Consider the following 16,687-nt stretch of genomic DNA (forward strand, 5'->3'; position numbering starts at 1 on the left):
TTTTTTTGTGCTTGAACGGGCCGAATGAGTCGGCCTGTAGTGAAAAGGACGGCTTTTTATGTTGGTCATCGATACCAGTTTTCCTGCCACCGGCTTCAACGAACGCTACGGCGAGCCCGTGCGGCAGGTGATCCTGCATTACACCGCGTTGCCCTTTGCGTCATCCCTGCGCATTTTGACCCAGGACGGTGTGAGTGCGCATTACCTGGTGCCTGACCCCGAAGAACCCAGCTATCGCGCGGCGTCCTATGACGAGTTGCGAGTGTTTCGCCTGGTGGACGAAAGCAGGCGCGCCTGGCATGCCGGGGTCAGTCACTGGGAGGGGCGCGACAACCTCAACAGCCGCTCGATCGGTATCGAGCTGGTCAATCTGGCGCGGGATGATGCGGGCGTCTTCACCTTTCCCGCGTACGCCGAGGAACAGATCGAGGTGTTGATTGCGCTGCTGCGCGACATCGTGGGTCGCTATCCACAGATAGAGCCTGCGGGCATCCTCGGGCACTCGGATGTGGCGTTTGGGCGCAAGAGCGACCCAGGGCCCAGTATGCCCTGGCGGCATCTGCATGAAGCGGGCATCGGCGCATGGTTCGATGAGGCGACGCGGGCAATGTACCAGCGCCGGTTTTGCGTCGAGTTACCGCCAGAGGTGGAGGTGGAGCGGGCGTTCCAGCGTTATGGGTATGCGCCGGCGAAGAACCGGCAAGGCTTTGAACAGCGCACGCGGGCGTTTCAGATGCACTTTCGGCCCCGGGATTATTGCGGTTTCCTGGACGCAGAAACCTGCGCAATTTTGTACGCACTGAACGAAAAATACCGAGGCCTCTAACGTCTGGTTCCTGCGGGTCTATGGATTCACACCGTCCAAATGTGGGAGCGGGCTTGCCCGCGAATACGGTGGTCCAGTCAGCATTTTTGGTGACTGACAGTCCACCTTCGCGAGCAAGCCCGCTCCCACCTCTGGATCTTCATCCCTCAGTTAAAGATCGGTGGCCACTAAATCCCTCCCGCGCTGATGCGTTTCCAGAACAGGAAATCCGTGCGCATGCCCCTTGGGCCCGATGAGGGATCTTGTAATGTCCGTCGCTATCAGCCATATCGAAGACACCCCGCTTCAAGAAACGCTTTACCAGTTTGACGAGTCCCCGCTGCTGGCCCGCCAGCGCCAGCAGGAATCCAATGCCCGCAGCTACCCTCGGCGTATCCCCCTGGCGCTCAAGCGCGCCAAGGGCATCTATGTGGAAGATGTGGAAGGTCGTCGTTTCATCGACTGCTTGGCCGGTGCTGGCACCTTGGCGCTGGGGCATAACCACGCGGTGGTGATCGCGGCCATTCAGCAGGTGTTGAGCGACGAACTGCCGCTGCACACCCTCGACCTGACCACGCCGGTCAAGGACCAGTTCGTGCAGGACCTGTTCGGCTTGCTGCCGGCTGAGTTGGCGCGCGAAGCGAAGATCCAGTTCTGTGGCCCCACGGGCACCGATGCGGTGGAAGCCGCGTTGAAACTGGTACGCACCGCCACCGGTCGCAGCACCGTGCTGTCGTTCCAGGGCGGTTACCACGGCATGAGCCAGGGCGCGTTGAGCCTGATGGGCAGCCTGGGGCCGAAGAAACCACTGGGCGCACTGCTCGGCAATGGCGTGCAGTTCCTGCCGTACCCTTATGACTACCGCTGCCCGTTTGGCCTGGGCGGCGCCGAAGGGGTTCGCGTCAACCTGCATTACCTGGAAAACCTGCTCAACGACCCGGAGGCGGGCGTCTTGCTGCCGGCGGCGGTGATTGTGGAAGTGGTGCAGGGCGAAGGTGGCGTGATCCCGGCCGATCTCGATTGGTTGCGCGGCCTGCGGCGCATCACCGAGCAGGCGGGCGTGGCGTTGATCGTCGATGAAATCCAGAGCGGTTTCGGCCGCACCGGCAAGATGTTTGCCTTTGAGCACGCCGGGATCATTCCGGATGTGGTGGTGATGTCCAAGGCCATCGGCGGCAGCCTGCCACTGGCCGTGGTGGTGTACCGCGACTGGCTCGACACCTGGCTGCCCGGCGCCCATGCCGGGACGTTCCGCGGTAACCAGATGGCGATGGCGGCCGGTTCGGCGGTGATGCGCTACCTCAAGGAGCACGACCTGGCCGGCCATGCCGCCGTCATGGGCGAACGCTTGGGTGAGCACCTGCGCATCCTGCAACGGGATTTCCCGCAACTGGGGGATATCCGTGGCCGTGGGCTGATGCTCGGCGTGGAGCTGGTGGACCCGAACGGCAAGCCCGATGTTCAGGGCCACCCACCGGTGCATCGTCAGCTGGCACCGCTGGTGCAGCGCGAGTGCCTCAAGCGCGGCCTGATCCTGGAGTTGGGCGGGCGCCATGGCAGCGTGGTGCGCTTCCTACCGCCGCTGGTGATCACCGGCGCCGAAGTCGACCGCGTCGCCGAGATCTTTGGCCGGGCGTTGGCCGCAGCGGTGGCCAGCCTCTAATTTTTTTGCAGGTTGGTACGTTTCTAAAGATATCAGCGCTGCGCACGGTGCGCGGCCAACCTTATTTGCGATGGAGAACAGCAATGACCTCAGTATTTGACCGCGACGACATCCTGTTTCAGGTAGTGGTCAACCACGAAGAACAGTATTCGATCTGGCCCGACTACAAGGCCGTGCCGGAAGGCTGGCGCACCGTGGGCAAGAGCGGCCTGAAGAAAGAGTGCCTGGCCTACATCGAAGAAGTCTGGACCGACATGCGCCCGTTGAGCCTGCGCCAGAAGATGGACAGCGCTGCATTGGCAGGCTGATCCACATCCACCCCTGTAGGAGCCGGCTTGCCGGCGATAGCGATTTCAAGGTCGCCATCGCCGGCAAGCCGGCTCCTACAGTTCGGGTTTTGCTGTTGCTGTCACCACCTGCACGCTCAAGCGCGGCGTCGCCAGGTCCAACCCCGCTTCATCCAGATGCCGCTTCAACGACAAGTTGAACGCCCGCGACACTTCCCACTGTTTGATCGGCGCCGTCTTGAACCGGGCGCGCAGGATCGCGCTGCCCGACTCGAAACTCTCCACACCCTGGATCTCCAGCGGCGACCAGATATTGCGGCGTTGCAGCGGGTCGTTGCGCATTTTCTGACCCACGTCGCGCATCAGTTTGATTGCATCGTCGATTTCCATGTTGTACGGGATCGCCACCCGGAAGATCGCGTAGCCGAATTCCCGCGAGTAGTTCTTGATGCTCTTGATCTCGCTGAATGGGATGGTGTGCACGATGCCGTCAATGTCGCGCAGGCGCACGGTGCGGATGGTCAGGCCTTCGACGGTGCCGAGGTGGCCGCCGACGTCGACGTAGTCATCGATGGCCAGGGAGTCTTCGATGATGATGAACAGGCCGGTGATCAAGTCTGCTACCAGCGATTGCGCACCAAAACCAATCGCCAGGCCGATCACACCGGCACCGGCCAGCAGCGGCGTGACGTTCATGCCCATGTTCGCCAGGGCGACGATCGCGGCAATGATGAAGATGGTCACGAACAGCACGTTGCGGATCAACGGCATCATGGTCTGCGCGCGTGCGTTGGCCAGGCCTTTGCGCGAGCGGGTGAGGGCATGGTGGATGGCGGTGTCGCTGAGGATCCAGATCAGCCAGGCGAACAGCAAGGTCCCGGCCAGGCCGAACAGTTTGACGCTGACTTCATGCCCGTCGCCTTCGGTAAAGCGGATCAGCGACAGGCCCCACACCCGCAGGCCCAGTTCGATAAACACCAGCCACACCATCAGGTGCGCCAAGGTGTAGACAAAGCTTTTCAGGCGCTCGGAGTACAGCGCATGGCGCTTGTGGCCGCGCTGCGGCTTGAGGGCGTGGCGGCGTACCAGGCCGTTGATCACCATGCACAGCACCAGCAGCACCGTGCACAGCAGTGACTGGCGCAGGGCGGTGCTGGTGTCGCCGGCCGACACGAAGGTGGCGAACAGCGAGATGCCCACCAGCAGCAGGGCCGGGATGTACCAGAATGAGCCGATGATCTCGATGGTGTCGCTGAGGGCACGGCGGGTCAGGCGACGCGACAGCGGCTGGTTGCGGATCAGGTGGGCGATGGGGCGGCGGAAACGCAGGATGAACACGCCGGTGGACAGCGCCGCCATCACATTGGCCACGGTCGCGGCCGTGTGGGACAAGTGCTGCCCCAGCGCTGCGACCAGTCGCGGGTCGCTCAAGGCCTCGCCGAAGGCAGCAAAGCTGCCGATCCACCACAGCGGGCGGAAGGCCTGGTGACGCAGGATGTACAGGGCTCGATGGCGGTGCGGGCCGTCGAGCAGGGAAAAGGCGATCACGCAGATGGCCGAGAAGCAGGTGCCCACCACCAGCGCGTAGGCCAACACCATCGCCAGGGATTTGCCCAGGGAAGAGGGCAGGGCATAACTCAGGTACACCGTGATCACCAGGGCGATCAGCCATGGCCCCAGTTTGCGCAGGGCGAAACGCACCATGTCCCAGGTGCGCGGGTGCTGCGGCAGTTCTTCGGGCAGGCCGAAGCGCTCGCGTACCCGGTGGCTGAGCCAGATCAGCGCGGCGGCCAGCAAGCTCCACACGGCCAGGATCAGGGCAAAACCGAAAATGATCGGCAGCCATTCGCTGGCCGGCAACATCAGGGCATCGAGTTCATCCTTGGCCAGGTCGATTTCGTTGGACCAGCGCCCCAGCGGGCTGTCGGCCCCGGAAAACTGCGCTTCGAGGTTGGCCAGGGTGCCGCCGATCAAGCCCAGCACACCTTCTTCGGTGGCCGGTTGGGCTTTTTTCGTGGCTTCACGGAGTTTTTTCAGGTCGCTCAACAGCTGGGTGCGCTGCTGGTCGTTTTCCAGGGTCTTGATTACCTCGTCCAGCGACTGCCCCAGCGGCACATCGGCCTGGGGTTGGGACTTGGTGGCGTTGCCCAGCAGGCCGGGCAGGCTCACGGCCTGGGCAGGCGCGAGCGGCAGCAACATGAGCAGGGCGATCAGCAGGGTGCAGGGCAGGGCGAACAGACGGGAGAACACTAGGCGGTCAACCTTGGAAACGACGGGTTGATCGAGTGTACGAGGCCGCTATGCCAGATGCGAGTGCATTTGTCATTCCGCCAGTTTGGCGAGGATCTTGTAGACCACCGTGCCCAGTATCAGCAGCATGCCGATCCACATGCCAAACACGCCGAGGGGCTTGTCGCGAAAGTTGAAACCCGTCGCCAGCAGGATCATGCCGATCAGGATCGGGATAAGCATGGCGTGGAACGAGGACATGGAGATCATGGGACGACGGCCTTGTCGGAGTGGGAATACTGACAAGTCTAGGTCGGATTACAGGAAATGGCGTTGATGTGTGTCAGATAGCGTTGGGTGTTCGGGAGATCGCTATCGCAGGCAAGCCAGCTCCCACATTTTGATTTGTGAACACATTCAAATGTGGGAGCTGGCTTGCCTGCGATGGCCGCGCCGCGGTCTCAGGGCAGGTCGCGGCTGGCGTAAAACGCCCCCAACACCTTCACCAGATGCGCCAAATCATGGCTGCCGCACAACTCACGTATCGAGTGCATGGCAAAGGTCGGCAAGCCGATGTCCACGGTGCGCACACCCAAGTGGCTGGCGGTGATCGGGCCGATGGTGGAGCCGCAACCCATGTCGCTGCGCACCACGAAGCTCTGCACCGGCACTTCCTGGGCCATGCACAGGTGGCGGAAGAAGCCTGCGGTTTCGCTGTTGGTGGCGTAGCGCTGGTTGCTGTTGACCTTGATCACCGGGCCCGCATTGAGCTTGGGGCCGTGGTTGGCGTCGTGCTTCTCGGCGTAGTTGGGGTGTACGCCGTGGGCGTTGTCCGCCGATACCAACAGGGATTTCTGAATGGTGCGTACGAATTCATCACCTTCGGGCAGCAGGCGGCGCAGGGTCTGTTCCAGCATCGGGCCATCGGCGCCGCACGCCGAGCAGGAGCCGACCTCTTCGTGGTCGTTGCACACCAGCACGCAGGTTTCATCGCTGTCGCTGGTGAGCAAAGCCTGCAGGCCGGCGTAGCACGACAGCAGGTTGTCCAGGCGTGCGCCGGCGATGAAGTCGCCATTGAGGCCGATCACTGCGGCGCTCTGGGTGTCGTAGAAGCTCAGCTCGTAGTCGAGCACCACGTCGGCGTTCAGGCCGTGTTCGCGTGCCAGCTGTTCGGTGAGCACGGCGCGGAAGTCCACGCGCTCGTCACCGGCAAATTGCGCGAGGATCGGCGGCAGCTCGGTCTGGGCATTGATCGCCCAGCCCTGGTTGGCTTCACGGTTCAGGTGGATGGCCAGGTTGGGGATGATGGCAATTGGCAGCTTGAAGTCGATCAGTTGGCTTTCGACCTTGCCATCTCGGCGGAAGGTGACGCGGCCGGCCAGGGACAGGTCGCGGTCGAACCACGGCGCCAGCAGTGCGCCGCCGTAGACTTCCACGCCCAACTGCCAGAAGCCCTGGCGTTGCAACTCGGGCTGGGGCTTGACCCGCAGGCATGGGCTGTCGGTATGGGCGCCGACCAGGCGAATGCCGCCCAGCAACGGCGAGTGGCGGCCCAGCTTGAAGGCAATGATCGAGGAATCGTTACGGGTGACGTAATAGCGACCGTTGGCCTCGGTGGCCCAGGTTTCGCGCTCGTCGAGCCGCTGGTAACCCGCCGCTTCCAGGCGCTGGGCCAGGGCAGCAGTGGCATGAAAAGGAGTAGGGGAGGCCTTGAGGAAGTCGATCAGGCCTTGATTCAACGCTTCGCGCATAAATAGCTCCAGACAGCAGTGCGCGGAGTTTACCGTATTGGCTCGGGATTTGGCGTGTGACTGCTCTCTCGAGCATCACTCATAACCCCTGTGGGAGCTGGCTTGCCTGCGAAGGCGGTCTATCGGTAAAAAATGTGGTGCTGACACACCGCTTTCGCAGGCAAGCCAGCTCCCATATTTGATCGGGTTCACCCTTCAAAAGGGAGCAGGGCACTCGAAGCGCAGGCGTTCGCCGCTTTGCGGGTGGGTGAAGCTCAGCATGCTGGCGTGCAGGCACAGGCGCGGCCAGGCGGCCAGGGCTTGTTCGTGGGCATAAAGGCCATCACCGAGCAGCGGGTGGCCGATGGACAGCATGTGTACGCGCAATTGATGCGAGCGCCCGGTGATCGGCGTCAGTTCCACGCGGCACCAGTCGCCACAACGTTCCAGCACTTTCCAGAAAGTCAGCGCATGTTTGCCGAACTCATGGTCCACCACGTGGCGTGGCTTGGTTGGCGGGTCGTAGCGCAGGGGCAGGTCGATGCTGCCGCTGTCCAGCTCCGGTTGGCCCCAGGCCAGGGCGGTGTAGGCCTTTTCGGTTTCGCGGTCATGAAACTGGCGGGACAGTTCGCGGTGGGTATCGGCGTCCCGGGCCAGCAGGATGATCCCCGAGGTTTCCCAGTCCAGTCGATGGACGATGCGGGCTTCGGGGTAGCCGTTTTCCTGCAGGCGGGTGATCAGGCAGTCCTTGTTGTCATCGGCGCGGCCGGGCACCGAGAGCAGCAGGGTCGGCTTGTTCACCACCAGGACGGCGTCGTCCTGATGCAGGATATGGATATTGGACAGCGGCATTAAACAGCCTCGTAACAAACGCCAACGGCGGCTCGCCCACCCGGTCCCCAAAAAGGGATCAGAGTGAACGAGCCGCCGTGGCGGCCGCCTGTTCGATCAACGATCAGGCAGGGTGATATTGAGTTCCAGAATCGAGCAGCTGCCGTCGTTTTCCAGGGCGACATGCACATCGTCGTTCCCGATATTGACGTACTTGCGGATCACCTCGACCAGTTCCTTCTGCAAGGCTGGCAAGTAGTCCGGCGTGCTGCGTTGGCCGCGTTCGTGCGCCACGATGATCTGTAGACGCTCTTTCGCTACCGACGCGGTCGTTGGCTTTTTGTTGGCGCGAAAGAAGTCGAGAAATTTCATTGTTTAGTTGCCTCCAAAGATACGCTCGAAGAATCCCTTCTTCTTGACATCGAGGAAGCGATGTTCCACGGACTTGCCCAGCAGGCGGTCGACGGCATCGCTGTACGCCTGGCCGGCGTCGCTCTGGTCGTCGAGGATGACCGGAACACCTTGGTTGGAGGCTTTGAGTACGGCCTGGGATTCTGGAATCACGCCCAGCAGGGTCACTGCGAGGATTTCCTTCACGTCTTCAACACCCAGCATTTCGCCGTTGCTGACGCGCTCAGGGTTGTAGCGGGTGAGCAGCAGGTGCTCCTTGATCGGGTCTTCGCCTTTTTCGGCGCGCTGGGACTTGCTGGCCAGCAGGCCCAGCATGCGGTCCGAGTCACGTACCGAGGAGACTTCCGGGTTGGTCACCACGATGGCTTCGTCAGCGAAATACATCGCCAGGTGCGCACCGGTTTCGATACCGGCCGGCGAGTCGCAGACCACGTATTCGAAGGTTTCCTTCAGTTCGGCCAGGACTTTGCCTACGCCTTCTTTGGTCAGCGCGTCCTTGTCACGGGTCTGGCTGGCGGCCAGCACGTACAGGTTCTCGAGGCGCTTGTCCTTGATCAGGGCCTGTTGCAGGTTGGCTTCGCCGTTTACCACGTTGACGAAGTCGTACACCACGCGGCGTTCGCAGCCCATGATCAGGTCGAGGTTACGCAAACCGACGTCGAAGTCGACGATGACTGTCTTGTGGCCGCGCAGAGCGAGACCGGTACCGATAGCGGCGCTGGTGGTGGTCTTACCCACACCACCCTTGCCGGATGTAACCACGAGAATCTTGGCCAAGGTGTTTCACCCCTAAGGAAAAAGGACTTTTCGGTCCCTGAAAAACATCTCTTGGAACTCGCTGCAGGCGGACAGCCTTGTAGGAAAAATAATTCCTACACAAGTAATGCCGGTTTCGCTGTGCTATCAGAGTCTAGAGATGCTTGGAAAATGCGGCAGTATCCGTTAAAGACGGATGATGTTCAACACATCGCCCGACAGGTTGACCTGCACCGAAGCCCCCCACAGCGGATCACGGCGCAAATCTTCTGAAACCTTGTACTGGCCTGCGATGGACACTAGCTCAGCGGTTAACTGCTGGCAAAAAATACGCGCCTTGGTATCACCCTTGATGCCGGCGAGGGCACGTCCGCGCATCGGGCCGTATACATGGATGTTGCCATCAGCGAGAAGTTCCGCCCCCGGGCTGACCGAGGAGATCACCACCAGGTCGCCACCCTGGGCGTAAATTTGCTGCCCGCCGCGTACGGGCGAGGTGATGATCTTTGTAGGCTTGATCGCAGGCTCGGGTGGTTTTTCCGGTTTTTTCTTCTCTTCACCGACCAATGGTTCCAGCGGACGCTCGCGCGCACCGGACGGTGGCAGTACTGGCAGTTCAATGGCGATGGCGGCGGCAATGTCTTCGATACGGCTGGCACGGATCGCCAGGGTACGCAGGCCATGGGAGCGGCACACACGCATCAGGCCGGGCAGGTCGATGGCACCCTGGCCGGCGGGCAGTTTGTCCAGGGCCAGCACTAGCGGGGCATTGTTGAAGAAGTTCGGCGCCAGGGCGACCTTGGCGGCCAGTTGGCGGTCCAGGGCATCGAGGTCGTTGCGGGCCAGTTCCAACACGGTAATGGCGAGCATGCTGCCTTTTAACTGGAACACGGGATCTTGGTCTAGCGGTTCGGTTTGGCTCATGGTCGGCAAAAGCGGCTTGTCACGAAAAGTGTCGAGACTTATAACGAGAACATCCACGGGCCGCAAGCCGGGTCGAACCGTTGTAGAATGCGCGGCCCTTGTCTTTACCGGAATCTGTAATGGATCGCCCGCGTTTTCGAGCTGTATTTTTTCACCCGCGTTTTTGGCTGTTATGGCTGGGACTCGGCCTGTTGTGGCTGATCACCCAATTGCCCTACCGCGCGTTGCTGACCATTGGTCGCCTGCTGGGCGCCGGCATGTACCGCGTGGCCGGCGAACGCCGCCGCATCGCCGCGCGCAACCTGGAGCTGTGCTTCCCGGAGATGTCTGCCAAAGCGCGCAAGCAACTGCTCAAGGAAAATTTCGCCTCCACCGGCATCGCCTTCTTTGAAATGGCCATGAGCTGGTGGTGGTCGCGTCAGCGCCTGGCGCGCCTGGCCCATGTCGAAGGGCTCGAGCACCTCAAGCAGGCGCAGCTGGACGGCAAGGGCGTGATCCTCATGGCCCTGCATTTCACCACCCTGGAAATCGGCGCAGCCCTGCTCGGGCAAAAGCACACCATTGACGGCATGTACCGCGAGCACGGCAATGCGTTGTTCGACTTCGTGCAGCGCCGTGGCCGCGAGCGTCATAACCTCGATTCCCTGGCCGTCGAGCGCGAAGACGTGCGCGGCATGCTCAAGCTGCTGCGCGCCGGCCGGGCGATCTGGTACGCGCCGGACCAGGACTACGGCGCCAAGCAAAGCATCTTCGTGCCGCTGTTCGGCATCCAGGCGGCCACCGTGACGGCCACCAGCAAGTTTGCCAAGCTGGGCAAGGCGTTGGTGGTGCCGTTCACCCAAGAGCGCCTGGCCGATGGCAGCGGCTATCGCCTGGTGATCCACCCGCCGTTGGAAGACTTCCCTGGCGAATCCGATGAAATCGACTGCCTGCGGATCAACCAGTGGGTCGAGGCCTCGGTACGTGAATGCCCCGAGCAGTACCTGTGGACGCACCGGCGCTTCAAGAGCCGGCCACCGGGTGAGCCCAAGCTCTACGAGAAACGCCGTCGGTAAACCTTACTTTTCCCCACATGGAGTGACGCGATGCGCCCAGCTGAACCGGTTACAGGTTTGATTCTTTCCGGTGGCGGGGCGCGAGCGGCGTATCAGGTGGGGGTGCTGGCGGCGATTGCCGAACTGCTGCCACCGGGGGCACCCAACCCCTTTCCGGTGATCGTCGGCACCTCGGCTGGCGCGATCAATGCGGTGAGCCTGGCCAGTGGCGCCATGGACTTCACCGCCGCCATCGGGCGCCTCACGGCGTTCTGGCAAGGCTTTCGCAGCCATCTGGTGTTGCGTAGCGACTGGCCCGGGGTGATCCGCCAGGCGAGCCGCTTCTTTATCCATAGCCTGCTGGGTTTTGGTGCCCAGGTGCCCGTGGCGCTGCTCAACAGCACGCCGCTGCGCGATCTGCTCAACGACAAACTGCACCTGCACGGCATCGATGAAGCCATCCGCAATAAGCACCTGCACGCGGTGGCGGTCACGGCGTTTGGCTATGAGTCCGGGCAAGCGGTGACCTTCTACCAGGGCGGCGGGACCATTGACGCCTGGCTGCGTCATCGACGCATCGGCGTACCCACCCAACTGACGGTTGAACACCTGCTGGCCAGCTCGGCCATCCCCTTGCTGTTCGCCCCGGTGAAACTCGACCAGGAGTATTTCGGTGACGGCGCGGTGCGCCAATCGGCGCCCATCAGCCCGGCCTTGCACCTGGGTGCCAGCCGCGTGCTGGTGGTGGGGGTCAGCGGCAACCCGCGAGGCAATGAACCAGCGACGCAGCGCACTTTCACCGGCCAGGAGCCGACCCTGGCGCAGATCGGCGGGCACATGCTCAACAGCACCTTCATTGACAGCCTGGAAAGCGATATCGAACTGCTGGAACGCTTGAACCAGTTCAGCCATGCCGCCCCCGGGTTGGCGGCGGTTGAAGTGCTGGTGATTGCGCCGAGCCAGCCGATCGACGAGATCGCGGCGCGGCATCGGCAGGAATTGCCGGCGGCACTGCGCCTGTTCTTACGCGGGCCGGGAGCGACCAAGACGAGCGGGGCGGGGGTGTTGAGCTACTTGCTGTTCGAGGCAGGGTATTGCAGTGAGTTGATCGAGCTGGGGCGGCGCGATGCGTTGGCCAAGCGTGAGGAACTGTCGAAATTCCTCGGGCTCACACCGAATTAAATGTGGGAGCTGGCTTGCCTGCGATAGCGTCCTCAAGAGCGCTATCGCAGGCAAGCCAGCTCCCACAGGAGGCGGGTGTGGTCAGCCTTTAGAAGTGGTATTTGACCAGCAGGCTCGCCGTGTCCTGGTTGGTTTCGAACGCACCGGTATCCTGGATCCCGTACTTGTTCTTCCAGTAGTCGTACTCGATACCCACGTACAACTTCTTGTCACCCCAATGCAGCGCCTTGCCCAAGTCATATTTGATCTGTGGGTTGAAGTGCAGGTTGGCGTGGTAGGTACCACGGGACGTCTTGTCGTTATCCACGACCCAGTCCATGAAGCCGTCGATCAGCACGTTGGAGTCGCCCACCGGAATGGTGTAGGACCACACAGGCGTGATCTGCCAAACGTTGTCACCCGGGCGATTGCCTTCGGTCTGGCGCTGGTAGAAGTTCAACTGGAAGTAGTCGAAACCCGGGACGTTCAAGTCAAAACCCGGGCCTACCAGGTACGACTCATTGTCACCTTCGCCGAACTCGTAGGTGAACGCCAGCAGCACATCTTTGATTGGGCCAAACGACAGGTCCTTATCGAAAATCTTGCCGAACGACAGGCGTGGGCTGAACTCGCCATAGTAAGTACTGGGGCCGACGTTGCCGTCTTCCTTGCCGTTGTAAAAGATGCGGTCGACGAACAGGAAGTTGTCGCCGTACTTCCATGCGTCGGCATGTTCGAACGTGACGGTCTGTTGGATCTGCGGGTTGACGGTGAAGTTCTTGCCCCACAAGTAAGTCAGGCTGTTGTTCTGCCACTGCAACAAGTCACCGGCCACGGCTTGGCCACCGGCCAGCAGGGATCCCGCCAGCATCAGGCCTTTGAACATAGGTTTCATTCGGTTGCTCCCGAGTTAAAGTTTTATGGTTTTTCTTCTACGCAGGCGCTCTGATGTGGCGCCTTTTGGTTCGCTGCAAAAATCGTCTGTTTGGTCAGCTTTAGTGCTTTTAGCAAGACCTGCGCCAAGGTTTTTAAAAAGCCAAAAAATCCCCGTCGGCTGCATGATATGCAGTCGAATCCGGAAGACTTTTTGCGTAGGTTGGCCGCAGACAACAGGCCGGGATAAGTTGGCCTTGCAGTCAGCTTTTACATCTGCTGTTTTTTTTTGAGTCGATTCGAGCGGGCGCGGAGAATACTGGCTCCCAGGCCTGGGCTCAAGTGCGCTGTAACAGAGCGCGTGGGGCGAGAATGGGGCGCGGCTTGTGGCCGGCCCCAGGTGGGGGGTATGCATGCTTGTCTTCCCGTTTCGTTATTGTTTTTGTGCGAACGAAGGAATCAATGCGTGTGGGCAACGGCAGGTCGTTCAGAACCACCGAGGATGTTGAACAGGATATTCAGCGACAACGCGCTGAGGGTGGCCATGGCGATGCCACTGTGGGTAATCGGGCTCATCCACAGCGGCAGCTGCGCGAAGAATTCCGGGCGTACCACGGGGATCAGGCCCATGCCGATGCTCACCGCCACCAGCAACTGGTTGCGGCGGTCGGCGATGTCGGCTTCTTGCAGGATCTTGATCCCGGTGGCTGCCACCATGCCGAACATGGCAATCGCCGCGCCGCCCAGCACCGCCGGTGGAATCGACGCGACCAGGTAGGCCGCCTTGGGCAGCAGGCTCAGCACAATAAGGAACACCCCGGCCATGATCGTCACCGAGCGGCAACGCACGCCAGTCATCTGCACCAGGCCGATGTTCTGGGCGAACGAGGAATGGGTGAAAGTGTTGAAAAAACCGGCGAAGAACGACGCGCCGGCATCGCACAGCAGGCCACGACGCAGCATCTTCGGCGTCACGTCCTGGCCGGTGATCTTGCCCAGCGCCAGGAACATCCCGGTGGACTCGACAAAGATGATCACCACCACCAGGCACATCGACAGGATCGGCGCCAGCTCGAACTTGGGCATGCCGAAGTGCAGCGGCGTCACTACTTGCACCCAGGGCGCCATCGCCAGGCCGCTGAGGTCAACCATGCCGAGCGCACCGCACAGAGCGTAGCCCAGGCCCATACCGATCAGCACCGAGATATTCACCCAGAAGCCGCGCATGAAACGGTTGATCAGCAGGATGGTAGCCAGTACCAGTGCGGCAATGGCCAGGTAGATCGGCGAGCCGAAGGTGGCAGCCGCGCTGCCGCCGCCCGCCCAGTTGACGGCCACTGGAAACAACGACAGGCCGATGGCGGTAATCACCGTGCCAGTCACCAATGGTGGAAAGAAGCGCACCACCTTGGACATGAACGGTGCGATGAGCATGCCGAAGAACCCGGCGGCGATGGTCGCGCCAAAGATCCCCTGCAGGCCGATGCCGGGCATGCCGGCCATGGCCACCATGCTGCCGACGGCGGCGAAACTGGCGCCCATCATCACCGGCATGCGAATGCCCACCGGGCCGATGCCGAACGACTGCACCATGGTGGCGATGCCGGCCACGAGCAGGTCGGCGTTGATCAGGAAAGCGATTTCTTCACGGCTCAGACCTGCGGCCTGGCCAATAATCAGGGGCACGGCGACGGCGCCGCCGTACATCAGCAAGACGTGTTGCAGGCCTACCAGAATCAGTTGCAAGAGGGGCAGCCGCACCATGGCGGGCGCGGCAGGAATCTGCGGTTCGGCTAACTCGGTCATGCAACACCTCGGATCTTTTTTATTGTTGTGTTGTTTGGCATTCAATTGCCGGGTGGAACTCAATCTTCAAACTTGCACGGTGCCAACTGTGGGAGCTGTTTTATGTGGGAGCTGGCTTGCCTGCGATAGCATCACCTCGGTACACCTGATGCACCGAGGTGCCTGCATCGCAGGCAAGCCAGCTCCCACACAAACCCGCTCCAACATTGGATCTGCGTGGATCAATTAATTGGTACGCGCCCCCTGGTTGATCCAGGTGCCAATCAAATCCCGCTCCTGCTGGGTCATCTGGGTGATGTTGCCCAGCGGCATGATCTGGCTGGCCACGGCCTGCGCTTGAATGCGCGCCGCCTGCTGCTGGATCTGCGCCGGGGTGTCGAACATCACCCCGGCCGGCGCGGTGCTGAACAGCGGGCTGGTCGGCTTGGCCGAGTGGCACACGGCGCAGCGTTCCTGGATCACACCGTGCACCTTGTCGAAATCAATCGTGGCCTGGGCCGGGGCAGCGGGGGCAGCAGCCGGTTCGGCAGGTGCGGCGGGTTTCAAGCCACCACCCAACGCCGTTTCCGGCAACGGCTGGTACTCGATGGCGGCAGGCGCCTTGGCCACATCCGGTGCGGTCGACACCGGTTTCGGGCCGGTCACGTAGGCCAGGCAAATCATCGCCAACGCGCCGACGGGCAACGTCCACGCATATTTCTGGCTGTCATGACGGGTGTTGAAGTAGTGACGCACCAACACCGCAGCCACCGCGATACCGGCCAGGATCAGCCAGTTGTATTGGCTGCCGTAGGTGCTCGGGAAGTGGTTGCTGATCATGATGAACAGCACCGGCAGGGTGAAGTAGTTGTTGTGACGCGAACGCAGCAAGCCTTTGGCCGGCAGCGCCGGGTCTGGCGTGCGGTTCTCGGCGATCGCCGCCACCAGAGCGCGTTGCGCCGGCATGATGATGCGGAACACGTTGCCCACCATGATGGTGCCGATCACCGCACCCACGTGCAGGTAGGCGCCACGGCCGCTGAACACCTTGCTGAAGCCATAGGCTGCCGCAATTAACAGCACAAACAGGATGAAGCCGAGCAGGGCAGGGCGCTTGCCCAGGGCCGAGTCGCACAGGAAGGAGTAGATGAACCAGCCGGCGAACAGCGAGCCGATGCCCAGCAATACGCCTTCAGGCCCACTGAGGCTGCTGCCCGGGGCCAGCAGGTACAGGGTGGGGTTGGAGTAGAACACCACGCACAGCAGCGCGATCCCCGACATCCAGGTGAAATAGGCTTCCCATTTGAACCAGTGCAGGTTGTCCGGCATGGTCGGCGGGGCCAGTTTGTATTTTTCCAGGTGGTAGATACCGCCACCGTGGATCGCCCACAAGTCACCGGCCAGGCCGTCCTTGGGGTTGACGCGATTGAGGTTGTTTTCCAGCCAGACGAAATAGAAGGAAGCGCCGATCCACGCGACGCCAGTGATCATGTGAACCCAGCGCACGCTCAGGTTCAGCCATTCCAACAGATGTGCTTCCACAGTCTTTACCTCTCGCCTGTCACCCTTGTTGTCGGGTGATCAGACCTTCTCTTATTGGTGGGGGGCGAGGATCAACCGCTCATCCTCTTTGAAAAAATGCTCATCGCAGTTATTGCCTGTGCCACTGCGATCAACCACCAGGAAGTCATCCCGCTTTTCGATCGTCAGCACCGGGTGGTGCCAGACGCCGCGATGGTAATTAATGCCCTGCCTGCCGTTGGTAACGAAGGCGCGGACCAAGCCCGATACAGGTTCATCGCCAAGTGGCGCGACCACGATCAGAAAGGGGTTGCCGAGCAGCGGAATGAAAGCCTGGCTGCCCAGCGGGTGTCGTTCCAGCATGCACACGGTCAGTGGCATGTCCTGCGCGTCGGCGCGGAAGATGCTGATGATCGCATTGTCCTCAGGCTTGGCGGTTTCCACCGTGGCCAGTTTATGGAAGCGCATGGTCGACCCGTTGTTGATCATGAAGTGATCGCTGCCATCGGTTTCGATAACGTCTCCGAAAGGGGCGAAGGCTTCTTTGGTCAGGGGTTCGATCACGAGTGTGCGCATGGCTGTCTTCTTATCCGAATTCTGTGTTGTTTGATCTATCGTCATCGCAGGCAAGCCAGCTCCCACAGGAGAATGCATTCCAAATGTGGGAGCGGGTTTAC

Annotated in this window: 17 protein-coding genes; 5 read left to right on the forward strand and 12 right to left on the reverse strand. The window is 61.4% G+C overall.

Features of this window, described 5'->3' with window-relative positions:
* Window positions 1-58: 58 nt before the first annotated feature.
* The 3 genes from HX792_RS21875 to HX792_RS21885 all read left to right on the forward strand — a co-directional run bounded on the left by HX792_RS21875 (window position 59) and on the right by HX792_RS21885 (window position 2,776).
* Window positions 59-826, forward strand: a complete 768-nt coding sequence (locus tag HX792_RS21875) for an N-acetylmuramoyl-L-alanine amidase (RefSeq protein WP_176998048.1) — start codon at window positions 59-61, stop codon at window positions 824-826.
* A 247-nt stretch (window positions 827-1,073) separates the two neighbouring features.
* Window positions 1,074-2,468, forward strand: a complete 1,395-nt coding sequence (locus HX792_RS21880; RefSeq protein ID WP_176998049.1) for an aspartate aminotransferase family protein — start codon at window positions 1,074-1,076, stop codon at window positions 2,466-2,468.
* 83 nt (window positions 2,469-2,551) lie between these two features.
* Complete coding sequence (locus tag HX792_RS21885) at window positions 2,552-2,776, forward strand: MbtH family protein (protein WP_176998050.1); 225 nt, start codon at window positions 2,552-2,554, stop codon at window positions 2,774-2,776.
* Window positions 2,777-2,851: 75 nt separating this feature from the next.
* On the opposite strand, the gene HX792_RS21890 is transcribed toward HX792_RS21885, so the two are convergent.
* From HX792_RS21890 to minC, 7 genes are all read right to left on the reverse strand, one after another.
* A complete protein-coding gene (locus HX792_RS21890) occupies window positions 2,852-5,005 on the reverse strand; it encodes a mechanosensitive ion channel family protein (RefSeq protein ID WP_176998051.1) in 2,154 nt (717 codons plus the stop codon).
* 72 nt (window positions 5,006-5,077) lie between these two features.
* Window positions 5,078-5,254: a hypothetical protein gene (locus HX792_RS21895; protein WP_176998052.1), complete on the reverse strand. Its 177-nt coding sequence runs from the start codon at window positions 5,252-5,254 to the stop codon at window positions 5,078-5,080.
* 191 nt (window positions 5,255-5,445) lie between these two features.
* Window positions 5,446-6,735, reverse strand: coding sequence for a M18 family aminopeptidase (locus HX792_RS21900; protein ID WP_176998053.1), 1,290 nt, complete (start codon window positions 6,733-6,735; stop codon window positions 5,446-5,448).
* A gap of 195 nt (window positions 6,736-6,930) precedes the next feature.
* Entirely contained in the window at window positions 6,931-7,566 is a 636-nt protein-coding gene (locus HX792_RS21905; protein WP_005789965.1) for an RluA family pseudouridine synthase, read from the reverse strand.
* Window positions 7,567-7,662: 96 nt separating this feature from the next.
* On the reverse strand, window positions 7,663-7,917 hold the full coding sequence (minE, locus tag HX792_RS21910; protein ID WP_010208824.1) for a cell division topological specificity factor MinE: 255 nt from the start codon (window positions 7,915-7,917) through the stop codon (window positions 7,663-7,665).
* A gap of 3 nt (window positions 7,918-7,920) precedes the next feature.
* Window positions 7,921-8,733, reverse strand: a complete 813-nt coding sequence (minD, locus tag HX792_RS21915; RefSeq protein ID WP_016970146.1) for a septum site-determining protein MinD — start codon at window positions 8,731-8,733, stop codon at window positions 7,921-7,923.
* 165 nt (window positions 8,734-8,898) lie between these two features.
* A complete protein-coding gene (minC, locus tag HX792_RS21920; RefSeq protein WP_034117002.1) occupies window positions 8,899-9,636 on the reverse strand; it encodes a septum site-determining protein MinC in 738 nt (245 codons plus the stop codon).
* 119 nt (window positions 9,637-9,755) lie between these two features.
* Here minC and HX792_RS21925 point away from each other — a divergent pair, with 119 nt between their 5' ends.
* Both HX792_RS21925 and HX792_RS21930 read left to right on the forward strand, forming a co-directional pair.
* The gene (locus tag HX792_RS21925) at window positions 9,756-10,691 is read left to right on the forward strand and encodes a lipid A biosynthesis lauroyl acyltransferase (RefSeq protein WP_176998054.1); all 936 of its coding nucleotides are present in this window, start codon (window positions 9,756-9,758) and stop codon (window positions 10,689-10,691) included.
* 30 nt (window positions 10,692-10,721) lie between these two features.
* Window positions 10,722-11,852, forward strand: a complete 1,131-nt coding sequence (locus HX792_RS21930) for a patatin-like phospholipase family protein (RefSeq protein ID WP_176998055.1) — start codon at window positions 10,722-10,724, stop codon at window positions 11,850-11,852.
* Between the two features lie 88 nt (window positions 11,853-11,940).
* Here HX792_RS21930 and HX792_RS21935 read toward each other — a convergent pair whose 3' ends face one another.
* From HX792_RS21935 to HX792_RS21955, 5 genes are all read right to left on the reverse strand, one after another.
* A complete protein-coding gene (locus HX792_RS21935; protein WP_176998056.1) occupies window positions 11,941-12,726 on the reverse strand; it encodes an outer membrane protein OmpK in 786 nt (261 codons plus the stop codon).
* A gap of 15 nt (window positions 12,727-12,741) precedes the next feature.
* On the reverse strand, window positions 12,742-13,119 hold the full coding sequence (locus tag HX792_RS21940) for a hypothetical protein (RefSeq protein WP_176998057.1): 378 nt from the start codon (window positions 13,117-13,119) through the stop codon (window positions 12,742-12,744).
* A gap of 44 nt (window positions 13,120-13,163) precedes the next feature.
* A complete protein-coding gene (locus HX792_RS21945) occupies window positions 13,164-14,510 on the reverse strand; it encodes a nucleobase:cation symporter-2 family protein (protein WP_176998058.1) in 1,347 nt (448 codons plus the stop codon).
* 225 nt (window positions 14,511-14,735) lie between these two features.
* Window positions 14,736-16,031: a urate hydroxylase PuuD gene (locus tag HX792_RS21950; protein WP_176998059.1), complete on the reverse strand. Its 1,296-nt coding sequence runs from the start codon at window positions 16,029-16,031 to the stop codon at window positions 14,736-14,738.
* Window positions 16,032-16,082: 51 nt separating this feature from the next.
* Window positions 16,083-16,586, reverse strand: coding sequence for an ureidoglycolate lyase (locus tag HX792_RS21955; RefSeq protein WP_016976354.1), 504 nt, complete (start codon window positions 16,584-16,586; stop codon window positions 16,083-16,085).
* Window positions 16,587-16,687: the final 101 nt, after the last annotated feature.

It is taken from the genome of Pseudomonas sp. B6002 (assembly GCF_013385985.1).
GTDB lineage: Bacteria > Pseudomonadota > Gammaproteobacteria > Pseudomonadales > Pseudomonadaceae > Aquipseudomonas.

Bases quoted from the DNA above. Each gene is read 5' to 3' on its own strand.
- minC (WP_034117002.1), bottom strand. From the start codon at position 9,636: ATGAGCCAAACCGAACCGCTAGACCAAGATCCCGTGTTCCAGTTAAAA.
- HX792_RS21930 (WP_176998055.1), top strand. From the start codon at position 10,722: ATGCGCCCAGCTGAACCGGTTACAGGTTTGATTCTTTCCGGTGGCGGG.
- HX792_RS21905 (WP_005789965.1), bottom strand. From the start codon at position 7,566: ATGCCGCTGTCCAATATCCATATCCTGCATCAGGACGACGCCGTCCTG.
- HX792_RS21935 (WP_176998056.1), bottom strand. From the start codon at position 12,726: ATGAAACCTATGTTCAAAGGCCTGATGCTGGCGGGATCCCTGCTGGCC.
- HX792_RS21885 (WP_176998050.1), top strand. From the start codon at position 2,552: ATGACCTCAGTATTTGACCGCGACGACATCCTGTTTCAGGTAGTGGTC.
- HX792_RS21875 (WP_176998048.1), top strand. From the start codon at position 59: ATGTTGGTCATCGATACCAGTTTTCCTGCCACCGGCTTCAACGAACGC.
- HX792_RS21900 (WP_176998053.1), bottom strand. From the start codon at position 6,735: ATGCGCGAAGCGTTGAATCAAGGCCTGATCGACTTCCTCAAGGCCTCC.
- HX792_RS21895 (WP_176998052.1), bottom strand. From the start codon at position 5,254: ATGATCTCCATGTCCTCGTTCCACGCCATGCTTATCCCGATCCTGATC.
- HX792_RS21880 (WP_176998049.1), top strand. From the start codon at position 1,074: ATGTCCGTCGCTATCAGCCATATCGAAGACACCCCGCTTCAAGAAACG.
- HX792_RS21945 (WP_176998058.1), bottom strand. From the start codon at position 14,510: ATGACCGAGTTAGCCGAACCGCAGATTCCTGCCGCGCCCGCCATGGTG.
- HX792_RS21955 (WP_016976354.1), bottom strand. From the start codon at position 16,586: ATGCGCACACTCGTGATCGAACCCCTGACCAAAGAAGCCTTCGCCCCT.
- HX792_RS21925 (WP_176998054.1), top strand. From the start codon at position 9,756: ATGGATCGCCCGCGTTTTCGAGCTGTATTTTTTCACCCGCGTTTTTGG.
- HX792_RS21940 (WP_176998057.1), bottom strand. From the start codon at position 13,119: ATGCATACCCCCCACCTGGGGCCGGCCACAAGCCGCGCCCCATTCTCG.
- minE (WP_010208824.1), bottom strand. From the start codon at position 7,917: ATGAAATTTCTCGACTTCTTTCGCGCCAACAAAAAGCCAACGACCGCG.